The sequence below is a fragment of the Collimonas sp. genome, assembly GCF_039923675.1.
In the GTDB taxonomy this organism is placed as follows: domain Bacteria; phylum Pseudomonadota; class Gammaproteobacteria; order Burkholderiales; family Burkholderiaceae_D; genus Collimonas.
The window spans coordinates 58,376-70,350 of the sequence record NZ_JBDTCG010000095.1 but is presented as its reverse complement, the minus strand read 5'-3'; the positions used below and the strand labels follow the sequence as shown (position 1 = coordinate 70,350).

General features: G+C 59.7%; 11 protein-coding genes. 7 read left to right on the top strand and 4 right to left on the bottom strand.

The window, feature by feature from the left end; all coding sequences use genetic code 11:
- The first annotated feature begins 39 nt into the window (after positions 1-39).
- Genes gsiC through ABI171_RS20780 form a run of 4 tightly spaced genes read left to right on the top strand, consistent with a single transcriptional unit; the run spans position 40 to position 3,762 of the window.
- Positions 40-960 (top strand): glutathione ABC transporter permease GsiC, encoded by a 921-nt coding sequence (gene gsiC, locus ABI171_RS20795; protein WP_348094468.1) that lies wholly within the window; start codon positions 40-42, stop codon positions 958-960.
- Between the two features lie 8 nt (positions 961-968).
- Entirely contained in the window at positions 969-1,874 is a 906-nt protein-coding gene (gene gsiD, locus ABI171_RS20790) for a glutathione ABC transporter permease GsiD (protein WP_348094467.1), read from the top strand.
- Positions 1,874-2,926 carry a P1 family peptidase gene (locus ABI171_RS20785; protein ID WP_348094466.1) on the top strand — a complete coding sequence of 351 codons (1,053 nt, stop codon included), beginning with the start codon at positions 1,874-1,876 and terminating at the stop codon, positions 2,924-2,926. The genes gsiD and ABI171_RS20785 overlap by 1 nt, the downstream gene beginning before the upstream one ends.
- A gap of 17 nt (positions 2,927-2,943) precedes the next feature.
- On the top strand, positions 2,944-3,762 hold the full coding sequence (locus ABI171_RS20780) for a M55 family metallopeptidase (protein WP_348094465.1): 819 nt from the start codon (positions 2,944-2,946) through the stop codon (positions 3,760-3,762).
- A gap of 423 nt (positions 3,763-4,185) precedes the next feature.
- On the opposite strand, the gene ABI171_RS20775 is transcribed toward ABI171_RS20780, so the two are convergent.
- Positions 4,186-5,415, bottom strand: coding sequence for an MFS transporter (locus ABI171_RS20775; protein WP_348094464.1), 1,230 nt, complete (start codon positions 5,413-5,415; stop codon positions 4,186-4,188).
- 130 nt (positions 5,416-5,545) lie between these two features.
- Here ABI171_RS20775 and gcvA point away from each other — a divergent pair, with 130 nt between their 5' ends.
- Positions 5,546-6,448, top strand: a complete 903-nt coding sequence (gene gcvA, locus ABI171_RS20770) for a transcriptional regulator GcvA (protein WP_348094463.1) — start codon at positions 5,546-5,548, stop codon at positions 6,446-6,448.
- Positions 6,449-6,454: 6 nt separating this feature from the next.
- The gene (locus ABI171_RS20765) at positions 6,455-7,306 is read left to right on the top strand and encodes an MOSC N-terminal beta barrel domain-containing protein (RefSeq protein ID WP_348094462.1); all 852 of its coding nucleotides are present in this window, start codon (positions 6,455-6,457) and stop codon (positions 7,304-7,306) included.
- Between the two features lie 3 nt (positions 7,307-7,309).
- On the opposite strand, the gene ABI171_RS20760 is transcribed toward ABI171_RS20765, so the two are convergent.
- From ABI171_RS20760 to ABI171_RS20750, 3 genes are all read right to left on the bottom strand, one after another.
- Positions 7,310-8,884, bottom strand: coding sequence for an aldehyde dehydrogenase (NADP(+)) (locus ABI171_RS20760; protein ID WP_348094461.1), 1,575 nt, complete (start codon positions 8,882-8,884; stop codon positions 7,310-7,312).
- A gap of 22 nt (positions 8,885-8,906) precedes the next feature.
- Positions 8,907-9,581 carry a GntR family transcriptional regulator gene (locus tag ABI171_RS20755; RefSeq protein WP_348094460.1) on the bottom strand — a complete coding sequence of 225 codons (675 nt, stop codon included), beginning with the start codon at positions 9,579-9,581 and terminating at the stop codon, positions 8,907-8,909.
- An 89-nt stretch (positions 9,582-9,670) separates the two neighbouring features.
- Positions 9,671-10,591, bottom strand: a complete 921-nt coding sequence (locus ABI171_RS20750; RefSeq protein WP_348094459.1) for a dihydrodipicolinate synthase family protein — start codon at positions 10,589-10,591, stop codon at positions 9,671-9,673.
- 216 nt (positions 10,592-10,807) lie between these two features.
- On the opposite strand from ABI171_RS20750, the gene ABI171_RS20745 reads away from it, so the two are divergent.
- Complete coding sequence (locus ABI171_RS20745; RefSeq protein WP_348094458.1) at positions 10,808-11,932, top strand: branched-chain amino acid ABC transporter substrate-binding protein; 1,125 nt, start codon at positions 10,808-10,810, stop codon at positions 11,930-11,932.
- The last annotated feature ends 43 nt before the right edge of the window (positions 11,933-11,975 follow it).

Below are 11,975 nucleotides of genomic sequence, written 5' to 3'. Positions count from 1 at the left end.
GGAATGACGCTGTAGTTTAGTCAATTTTCTGAGCGCGCCATGCTTCCCTATATCTTAAAACGCCTGATGGGCCTGATACCAACCTTGCTGATCGTCGCAGTGGTGGTATTCATGTTCGTCCATTTGCTGCCGGGCGATCCGGCCAGACTGGTCGCCGGTCCCGAAGCCGATTTGCAAACGGTAGAGCTGATCCGCAAGGATCTTGGTCTCGACAAGTCGTTGCCCGAACAGTTTGTCAACTATTTCGGCAGAGCCTTGCGCGGCGATCTCGGCACCTCCCTGCGCAGCAAGCGTCCGGTCAGTACAGAGATTGCCGAGCGCTTCTGGCCTACCTTCTGGCTCACCGTCACCAGCATGGTGTGGGCGGTGCTGTTCGGCCTGGTCATCGGCATTGTTTCCGCCGTGTGGCGCAATCAATGGCCGGACCGCCTCGGCATGACCTTGGCGGTGTCGGGTATTTCGTTTCCATCATTTGCGCTGGGAATGCTGCTGATGGAGCTGTTCTCGGTCAAGCTCGGCTGGCTGCCTACGATTGGTGCCGACAGCTGGCGTCACTACATTTTGCCGTCGCTGGCGCTGGGCGCAGCGGTGGCGGCCGTGATGGCGCGCTTCACCCGTTCCTCCTTCGTCGAAATCCTGCATGAAGATTTTGTCCGCACGGCACGCGCCAAGGGCCTGTCGGAAACCATCGTGGTGCTCAAGCACTGCCTGCGCAATTCGCTGATCCCGGTGGTGACCATGATGGGGCTGCAGTTCGGCTTCCTGCTGGGCGGTTCCATCCTGGTGGAAAAAGTGTTCAACTGGCCAGGCATGGGACGGCTGCTGATCGACGCGGTCGAAATGCGCGACTACCCGATCATCCAGGCCGAGATCCTGCTGTTCTCGCTGGAGTTCATCTTCATCAATCTGGTGGTTGACGTGCTGTACGCCGTCATCAACCCTAGCATCCGTTACAAGTGAGGCCGCCCGTGACCAAGCCAATCAATCCTGTAGCGGCAATTGCCGCCGCGCCGCTACCGAATACCATCCGCACGCCGTGGAGCGAATTCTGGCGCAAGTTCAAGAAGCAGCATCTCGCGGTTGCCGCCGGCTGCTTCGTGCTGTTTCTGATCGTGATTGCCATTGCCGCACCCTGGCTGGCGCCCTACGATGCTGAAAATTATTTCGACTACGACGCCCTGAACGCCGGGCCATCGCTGGCGCACTGGTTCGGCGTCGACTCGCTGGGCCGCGACATTTTCAGCCGCATCCTGATGGGCACACGGATTTCCCTGACCGCCGGCTTTTCATCGGTAGCGGTGGGCGCCGTGATCGGCACGCTTGCTGGCCTGGTCGCCGGTTACTACGAAGGCTGGACCGACCGCATCATCATGCGCATCTGCGACGTGCTGTTCGCCTTTCCTGGCATCTTGCTGGCGATCGGCATCGTGGCGATTCTGGGCAGCGGCATGACCAACGTGATTTTTGCGGTGGCGATTTTCAGCATTCCGACTTTTGCGCGGCTGGTGCGCGGTAACACGCTGGCGCTGAAACATCTGACGTTCATCGAAGCGGTGCGCAGCATCGGCGCCAACGACCGCACGATTATCCTGCGCCATATTTTCCCGGGCACGATATCGGGCGTGGTGGTCTACTTCACCATGCGCATCGGCACTTCCATCATCACCGCCGCCGGCCTGTCCTTCCTCGGCATGGGTGCACAGCCGCCGATGCCGGAATGGGGCGCGATGCTGAACGAAGCGCGCTCCGACATGATGACGGCACCACATATAGCGATCTTCCCCAGCCTGGCGATCTTCCTGACAGTGTTGGCGTTCAACCTCCTCGGCGACGGCTTGCGTGATGCCTTGGATCCGAAGATCGACCGCCGCTGATGCTGGCGCTGTCCCTGCCCTATATTGGCGGACTGCCGTCCGGCCCTCTCAACGCCATCAGCGATGTCGCCGGCGTCACCGTCGGCCATAGCACTCTGGCGCAAGATGCCATACAAACCGGCGTGACGGTGATCCGGCCGCATGGCGGCGATCCGTTCCGCAACAAGGTGCCTGCCGCTGCGGTGGTGTTCAATGGTTTCGGCAAGAGTATCGGGCTGGTGCAGATGCAAGAACTGGGCGTACTGGAAACGCCGCTGGCGCTGACCAACACGATGTCGGTCGGCGCCATTGCCACTGCCCAGATCAGCGCCGCCATCGCCGCTAATCCAGAGATCGGCCGTAGCGATCCGACGGTCAATCCGCTGGTGTTCGAATGCAACGACGGCTATCTGAACGATATCCAGGCGATGGCCGTCACGGCCGAGCACTATCAGCAAGCGCTGGACTCCGCCGCGGCAGAATTTTCCCAAGGCGCTGTTGGCGCCGGCCGCGGCATGTCCTGCTTCGATCTCAAGGGCGGCATCGGTTCCGCATCGCGTTATGCAAAAATCGGCGGCCAGCAATATTGCGTCGGCGCGCTGGTGCTGGCCAATTTCGGCAAGCTGCCGGCGCTGACCCTGGCCGGCCAACGGGTTGGCGCGCAATTACTGGCCGCTCGGAATCAACCTTGCAAGCCTGACGGCGAGACGCCGGAAATGGGCTCGATCATCATGATCGTCGCCACTGATGCGCCACTCGACGCCCGCCAGCTGGGACGTCTGGCAGCCCGCTGCGGCATCGGCCTGGGCCGCACCGGCTCGATCTACGGTCATGGCAGCGGCGACCTGGCGCTGGCGTTCTCCACCGCGCAAACCATCCCCTATCGACCGCTTGAGGCTGTCCGTCACACTGCTATCTTGCATGACAACTTGCTCGATCCGCTGTTTGAAGCGGTAGTCGACAGCACCGAACAAGCCATCGTCAACGCCCTGTTTGCCGCAGAAACCGTAACCGGCCGCGACGGCCACCAGCGCCAGTCATTGTATGACATGGCGGCCGACCAAATTATTTAGCTTAAATCCAAAAGACAATGAAAATCCTGATTTCCGTTGATATCGAAGGCATCGCCGGCGTATTCCACCCGGAACAAGTCCGCCCCGGCAATCCCGAATACGAACGCGCACGCCGTCTGATGACGGCGGAAGCGAATGCAGTCATCGAAGGCGCGCTGGCCGGCGGCGCCAGCGAGATCCTGGTGAACGATTCGCACGGCGGCTTCCGCAACCTGTTGCCAGACCTGCTGCATCCTGCAGCCAGCCAGATCCTCGGCAAGCCGCGCCTGCTCGGCATGATGAGCGGCGTCGAAATCGGCGTAGATGGCGTCATGATGGTCGGCTACCATGGCCGCGCCCAAAGCCGCGGAGTCCTGGCCCACACGATCAACGGCTTTTCCTTCGCCCGCATCTGGCTCAACGACCAGGAACTGGGCGAAGCCGGTATTTACGGCGCACTGGCCGGTGAGTTCGGCGTACCGGTAATTTTCGGCAGTGGCGACGACGTCTTCGTCGCAGAGAACCAGCCACTATTCCCACACGCCACGCTGGTAGGCGTAAAAACCGCGCAAGGCGCCAACAGCGGCATCTCACTGTCACCGCAAAGCGCATTGACATTACTGAAAGACGGCGCTGCAACAGCGATCGGCAAGCTCAAGGATGCCCATCCATTCACCCTGCAACCGACAATCAAATGCAAACTACAAACCCAAAGCCCCGCGCTGGCCGATCTGTTTTGTCAGTTGCCGATGCTAAACCGGGTTGATGGCGTAAACCTGGAATTCGAGGCGCCATCGGTGCAGTATGCGGTCAGGATACTGAACAGCTTGTCAGCGATGTCGTTCATGCTGCGCTGAAGTTGTTTTTGACGTTGTAGTTGCTTTTGAAGTACCCCGCATTGAGAACTTGCCGAAAGAGGCGCGGGGCAGTCGGGAATTGTAGGGCACATGTCTGAGCGCAGCGAGTTTGTGCCACACCCGACTGGCACGCACCTCTTTTGGGGACCTGACCGAAGGGAAGGCAAGGGCTTTGCGGTCGCCTTTTCTTTGCTTACTTTCTTTTGGCCGGGCCGCGCAGGCAAGCAAAAGAAAGTGAGTAGCTGCCGGGCTACTCCCGGCTTGCATCCACGGAGCAACCACCGTTTCGAACGCAAATGCGTGTACTCCGTCGCCCGTTAAATGGGGGCAGAGTTTTTTTACGACAGCTTCATCGTCGTAAATTACTCTGACCCCATTTAACTATCAGTGCGCGTGGAGACCGAGCCCCCTAAGCTCCAAGTATCAAGCCGGCTGATCGCCAGTTCGCAAAACCGCACCCCGTAATGGCCGGCAAAACCAAGCACCGGCGGCCAACTGCACCACCAACGCAATCATCCACGAAGCCCGATGCGCCACCACCGCATACCCACCCACATCATGCGGCCAGGCATTCAGTAATAATCCAAACCCATACTGCACAACAAACGCACCGGCAAAAATCACCAAGGTCAACCCGGTGCTAACCCGCCCAGCCAACTGCGCAGGAAACTTCCTCACCAGCGCCGCATAAGACAACACCCCCGAAGTCCCGAACACCCCATACATACCCCACAACAGCCACCCAGGCAAAGGCACATCCAGCAAAATCAGCAACTGCGCCAGCATGAACAAAAACATCCCCGCCGCCCCCGTGGTATGCAAGGAAATCCCCCGCTGCTGCAAACGCCGCGCCAGCCACCCCGACCCCACCGCCCCCAGCACCATAGCCAAGCCCACCAGCGCCACGATATTCGCCGCAGCAACCGCCGGCAACCGGCTCACATCCCGCAAATATGGCCCCGCCCACAAACCCTGCACCCCAAGAAACACCCCTTGGCTAGCCATCACGAACGGCGCAGTACGCCAGAACACCGGGCTCCGGAAAATCCCGCCAATATCGCGCAACTGCTTTCCCAGCGTACTTTTAGGATGCTGCTCGTCCTTCTCCGGCACAAGGGTAAACAAGGCCAGCACGATCAGCCCGATCAGCACCGCCACCACCACAAACAGCACGCGCCAGGTAGTCACCCCTAGCGCCCACGCAATCGGCGTCCCCGTAGCCACCGCCCCCAAGCCGCCAATCGCATAAATAGCGCCATTCATCAACGGCAGATGATCATGCGGAAACCAGGCCACGATCGCCTTCAAACCCGCCATCAGACAAGCCGAGGTGCCGATCCCCAGCAACAGGCGGCCTGCCAGCAAGCTGCTGAAGCCATGCGCATTTGCCGACACCACAGCCCCGGCCGCGGCCACCAGCAACAGGCAAGCCAGCACCCGGCGCGGACCAAATCGATCCAGCAAAATTCCCAAAGGCAGCTGGCAGGCGGCAAAAGCAAAAAAGTACAAACTGGTCAACAAACCCAGTTGCGCCGGCGACAAGCCGAGTTCGCTGCTGAGCAAAGGCGCCAGCGGCAAATTGATGCCGCGCGCCAGGTAGGAAATGAAATAGCCTGAAGAAAATATCAGGAAAACACGGGTTGCGAGTTTCATAGACGGTCACCAATAAGAGCAGAATGTGCCAATACTAGAGAGCATGCTGTACGAATGCCAACGAAGTGTTTTATCCTTATGTGTGAATGAAATTAACCGATTAACTTAAAAGGCAAGCCAGCCCTCTCCTATGTTTGAACGCCTGCCGCCCACCCAGACCCTGCGCGCTTTCGAAGCCGCCGCCCGGCTGGGCAACTACACCCGCGCCGGCGAAGAGCTGAACCTGACGCACAGCGCCATCAGCCACCAGATCCGAGCGCTGGAACAGCGCACCGGATGCAAATTGTTCCAGCGCGACGGCAGGCAAATGGTGCTGACCGATAGCGGCCGCCTGCTGGCCGAGGAAGTGCGGCAAGCGCTGCATGCCTTGGACCTGGCCTTGCCGCTGGGGAAAGTGGCGCGCCGGCATGCAACGCAAATGCTGCGCGTCAGCGTCTCGCCATCGTTCGCCAGCGCCTGGCTGGTGCCACGGCTGGCGGCGTTTCATCAGCAGCATCCGCATATCAACATCAGCCTGCGCAGCACCCACGAATTGAGCGAGCTGGATTTCAGCGACGCCGATGTCGCCATCTGGTACGGCCGCGCCGGCGACAAGAATTTCCGCTACCAACGCTTGCTGGATGAGGTGATTTTCCCGGTATGCAGCCCGGCGTTCGCCGCCGCCCATCCCGGCATCAGGCCGCAGGACCTGCCACAATACCCCTTGCTGCGCTTCGCCCATACGCTGGGCTGGGCGCCATGGTTCGTGAGCGCCGGCGTCAAGCATGGCGAACCGCAGAACGGGCCGATATATGACGATCCCATGCACTTGCTGGATGCGGCCGCAGCCGATCAGGGCATCGCACTGGCGCGCGGCTGCCTGGCGCACAACCACCTTGCCAGCGGCCGCGTGGTGCGCCTGTTCGATATCCATGCGCCGGCGCGCGGCAACTATTTTTCGGTCTCGCCCTTCGATACCGGCAAAGCAGACGTGATCAATGAATTCCAGGATTGGCTAAGCGCCATCCTGGCTGAATCAACCGTACAGGAATAAACACCGATGTCCACAATTACCACGCTGACGCTTTATCCGATCAAATCCTGCGCCGGTATTTCGCTGCAAGCGGCCATCATCACCGCTGCCGGCCTCAGCCATCAACACGTGCATGACCGTGAATGGATGGTGGTCGACCAAGCCGGTCAGTTCTTGTCGCAACGCAGCCATCCTGTCATGGCCTTGATCGTGCCATCTCTGCAAGCAGATAGCATGACCCTGCAGGCGCCAGGCATGGCGCCGTTGGAAATTCCGACCGTGCAACCGGAGGCTGCGCAGGCTGCATCGATGGACGTGACCATTTGGGATAGCAGCCTGAGCGCCCGCGATTGCGGCGACGCCGCTGCCGGCTGGTTCTCGCAAGTCATGGGCCAATCCTGCAGGCTGGTGCGCTTCGATCCCGAGGCAAGACGCCTGGCCAGTAAAAAATGGACGCTCGATGTCGATGCGCCCACCCGCTTTGCCGATGGCTATCCGGTGCTGCTGATATCACAAGGATCGCTGGATGACCTGAACCAGAAGCTGCAAGCGCAAGGCAGCGCTGCATTGCCGATGAACCGTTTCCGCCCGAACATCGTGATCGATGGCGTGGACCCGTTTGAAGAGGATTTTGCGGCAATCATCCAGGCCGGAGCGGCGCGCTTGCAGCCGGTCAAGCCGTGCACCCGTTGCCCGATACCGTCTATCGACCAGGCCACAGGAAAATTCGGCCCAGATCCGATGGATATCCTGCTGACTTACCGCGGCAATCCGCGCGTCGACGGCGCGGTCACCTTTGGCGTCAATGCGCTCTTGCTGGAGGGCGCCGGTGAAATTCTGCATATCGGGCAATCAATCGAACTTGAACTGGATTTCTGAATTTTACTTGCTTAGCTGACCATCGCGGCGCTGCCAGATAGTCAGCGGATTGGCGTCTTGCAAAGCTTCCGGCAACAAGTCTTGCGCCAGGTTCTGGTAGGACACCGGCCGCAGGAAGCGAGAGATCGCCGCGCTGCCGACTGAGGTGCTGCGGCTGTCCGAAGTAGCCGGGAACGGCCCGCCGTGAACCATCGCATGCGACACTTCGACGCCGGTCGGAAAACCATTGGCCAGAATTCGACCGACCTTGCGTTCCAACAGTGGCAGTAGGCGGCGGGCCAAAGGTTTGTCATCCTCATCCATTTGCAAAGTGGCGGTGAGCTGCCCTTCCAGATGCTCGGTCACCTGCAATAACTCAGTTTCATTTGCGCAGGCAACCAGCAGGGATACCGGTCCGAACACTTCTGCGCTCAGCACAGGGTTGGACAAGAAAGCAGCCGCGCTGGTGGCGTACAGGGCCGGCATGGCCTGGCAGCCATCGGCAATCGCACCCTGCCCCAGTTGCCTGACATCGACTTGCGCCGCCAATGTCGCTACGCCTTGCTGGTAGGCGGCATGAATGCCCGCGGTCAGCATGGTGGCTGTGCCGCGCCGCGTCAGCTCCTGGCCAGCCAGTTGCGCAAAGCGCTCGAAGTCAGCACCCGCCAGGCCCAGCACAAGGCCCGGATTGGTGCAGAACTGGCCGGCTCCCAACGTCACGGAATCGACGAAATTCTTGGCGATCGTCTCGGCCCGCGCCGCCAGTGCAGCCGGCAACAGATAGATCGGGTTGATACTGCTCATTTCGGCATATACCGGAATCGGCTGCGGCCGCGCCGCCGCTACTTTCATCAAGGCCAGGCCGCCCTGGCGTGATCCGGTGAAGCCGACTGCCTGGATATGTGGATTGCTCACCAGCGCGGTTCCCAGCGCATTGCCCATGCCGGTCAACAGCGAGAACACGCCCGCCGGAAAATTGCTGGCGGCAACCGCCTTTTGCATTGCGCGTCCGACCAGTTCTGAAGTACCGGGATGGGCCGGATGCGCCTTGACCACCACCGGGCAACCGGCCGCGAGCGCGGCAGCAGTGTCGCCGCCGGCGACTGAAAACGCCAGCGGAAAATTGCTGGCGCCGAACACCGCCACCGGACCGATCGCGATATTGCGCATGCGCAGATCGACCCGCGGCAACGGCTGCCGCTCGGGCAACGCCGGATCGATACGGGCATCGTTCCATGAGCCTTCGCGCAATACCGCCGCGAACAGCAGCAACTGCCCGACTGTGCGGCCGCGCTCGCCTTCCAGGCGGACGCGCGGCAAGCCGCTTTCCACCATGGCGCGGACGATCAGTTCATCGCCCAGCTCAAGCAGCTGTTGTGCGATGTTTTCCAAAAACCGGGCGCGCACTTCCTGGCCGGTTGCGCGATAGGTATCGAAAGCGGCCTGCGCCAGGGCGCAGGCGCGTTCGATGTCGCCTTCCTCCGCGCTATGGAAATCTGGCGCTATCGCTTTGCCAAGCGCGGGGTCAAACGCCTGGAATACGACGCCATTACTGGCGCTGCTGGCGCCGCCGATAAGTGATTGTCCGGTAATGTTCATGTTTTTCCTTGCCAAGGCATGTCTAATTTTCGATGACCTTGCGCGTAAATAATTCCAGGTAGTCGATCAGCGCATCCGCGCCTTTGACGGCTTCCTTGGGATCGCCTTCGGCTACCGATGCCGCCATCTGCATATGGCATTTGGCGCCTTCGACAATATCGCCTTCATGCTGGAAGGCATACCAGAAACGCCGGCACTTGATGATCAACGGCGTCACCGCCGCCACCGCCGACGGATTGCGGCAAGCCGCGTGAATAAAGTGATCCAGTTCCTGGTCGGCCTGCATATATGCGCCGAGGTCGTCTTTTTTTGCCGCCGCCACCATGCGTTTTGCGCAAGCCAGCAAATCCTTGCGCTGCTGCGGCGTGGCCTTGCGCGCGGCGCTTTGCGCGATCAGCTGGTCCAGCACGCGCCGAGTCTCGATCAGGGTCAAGTGCTCGGCAGCTTCGATGGCGCTGACGACCAGGCCACGCCGCGGCATCTGCTCGATCAAGCCGTTCGACATCATCCGCAGCAAGGCTTCCCGCAAGGGCGTGCGGCCGTGTCCGGTCATTTCAACCAAGTCGGCTTCGACGATCGGCGCGCCAGGCTGTATCTGCAACGTGACGATCAGGTTTTCCAGCGTGTCGTAGGCGATATCCGCCGCTCGCAGTTTCGGCGGCGGCAGGGTACGTTCACTTTGTTTGCTGCTGCTCATGATGTTTTATTGATCCCTATTCTGCTTACGGTACACAGGCAAGCCCAAATGATAGCAGTCCGGGGAAACATCCAGCAGGTTCACATTGCCTATCGGTCAAGCTTGAACTGGCTCAGGTCGGGACGGGTGTCGATTGCCTTCTGGATGATGGCGGCAACCCGTTCGCGTTCCGCACCGGCCAGCGGTTGGCGCGGACGACGCACGATTTCGTTGCCGACGCCGGCCATCGCTTCGATCAGCTTGAGATTCTGCACCAGCTTGGTCGACACATCCAGATGCAGCAACGGTGTCATCCATTGGTACAGCTTGAGCGCTTCGTCATAGCGTTTGGCTTTCATCAGCGTGTATAGCGCCACCGTCTCTTTCGGAAAGGCCACCACCACGCCGGCCAGTAAACCATCGGCGCCGATCGCCAACGCTTCAAACGCCAAATCGTCCACTCCCATGAACAACTGATAGCGATTACCCAGCGCGTTGCGCAGGTCGGTGATGCGGCGGATGTTATCGGTCGATTCCTTGATTGCCACCAGCCATTTGCAATCCTCCAGCTCGATAAAATCCTGCGGCGTCAGGTCGACCCGGTAGGCCACCGGATTGTTGTAGACCATGACTGGCAGTTGTGCGGCGTTGGCGATGGTGCGCAGATTGTCCTTGGCTTCGCGGGCGTCGGCCACGTACAGCACAGATGGCATCACCATCAAGCCTTGCACGCCCAGCTTGGCGGCCCGCTCGGCGAAATGCACCGCGTCCCGGGTGCGCAACTCGGAGACATTGGCCAGCACAGGCACGCGGCCGTTGGCCACCGACAGCGCTATTTTGGTGACTTCCAGCTTTTCTTCCAGCGACAGCGTGCTGGCTTCTCCCAGCGATCCGCAAGTGACCAGGCCATGCACGCCGCTGTCGATCTGGAAGGCGTAGTGCTTTTCCATCTCGGCGTGATCGAGGTCTTCGTTTTCCTTGAACTTGGTGGTGACTGCGGGGAATACGCCTTCCCATTTGACTGACGACATATGCGGCTCCTTGAAAGAAATGCTGTTGTAAATCTTGATTTTTATTGATACTAATATCTTGCAAATATATTTGCAATATATTTAAATGAAGCATTCTTACAAAAACAAGGAGCAGAAAACCGGCGTGCAGAAGCCGGTGCCGACACTGTGCAGAACTCTGCATGGATCTTGCATAAACCCGTACAAATCCACAGAAATTATTCAGGAGTAAAGAAAATGCGCTTTATCGTCAAAGTAATTTTCCTGGCCTGTAGTTTGGTCGTCAGCGCCGCATCGTCAGCGCAGGAAGTTGTCAAGATCGGCCTCAGCAGCCCCTTGACCGGCCCGCAGGCCCCTGCAGGGAAAGATAATGAAAGCGGCGCCAGGATGGCGGTCGAACAGCTCAACAAAAGCAAGTTCACGGTGGCCGGCAAAGTACTGAGTTTCCAGCTGCTGACAGAGGACGACCAGGGCGACCCGAAAGCCGGCGTCGCGGTGGCGCAAAAGCTGGTGGACAGCAAGGTGAAAGCGGTGCTGGGACCGTACAATTCCGGCGTCGCGATTCCGGCGTCCAAGGTATATAACGACGCCGGCGTCGTCATGGCTACAGTCGGCACCAATCCGCGCATCACGCAGCAGGGTTACGAACAAGTATTCCGGCTCGATCCCAACGATAACCAGCTCGGGGGCAATATGGCAATGTATGCGTCCAAACAGCTGAAGCTGAAGAAGGTCGCGGTCATCGATGACCGCACTGCCTACGGCCAGGGCGTCGCCGACGCCTTCCTGAAAGCAGCCAAAGCCAGCCAGATCGAGATCGTCAGCCGCGAATTCACCAACGATAAGGCGAGCGAATTCAGCGCTATCCTGACCTCGATCAAGGGCAAGCAGGTGGACGCCATTTTCTACGGCGGTTACTTTGCCCAGGCGGCGGCGATGAAGCGCCAGATGAAGCAGTTGGGGCTGGATGTGATCCTGATGGGCGGCGACGCCATCTGCAATGCGGAAACCGGCAAGCTTGGCGGCGACGCGGTCAATGACAAGCTCTATTGTGTGCAAGGCGGCACCGTGCTGGGCGACAAGGCCGCAGAGAAGGTTTTCCTGGGCGAATTCCAGAAAACGTACGGTAAGGCGCCGCTGACCTACGCTCCGTATTTCTATGATGGCATGCTGATGATTGCCGAGGCGATGAAAAAGGCTGGCTCCATCGATCCCGCCAAATTCGGGCCGGTGCTGGCAGCCATGAAATATACGGGAGTGGTCGGCGAGTATGAATTCGACGCCAGTCACGATTTGAAGAATGCGCCGGTCACCATCTATCAGTTCAAGGGTGGCGAGCCGGTGGCGGTTCCTGTGCATTGACAAGGCTAGCCTCGCCGGTGTCGAGACACCGGCGTTTTCCACA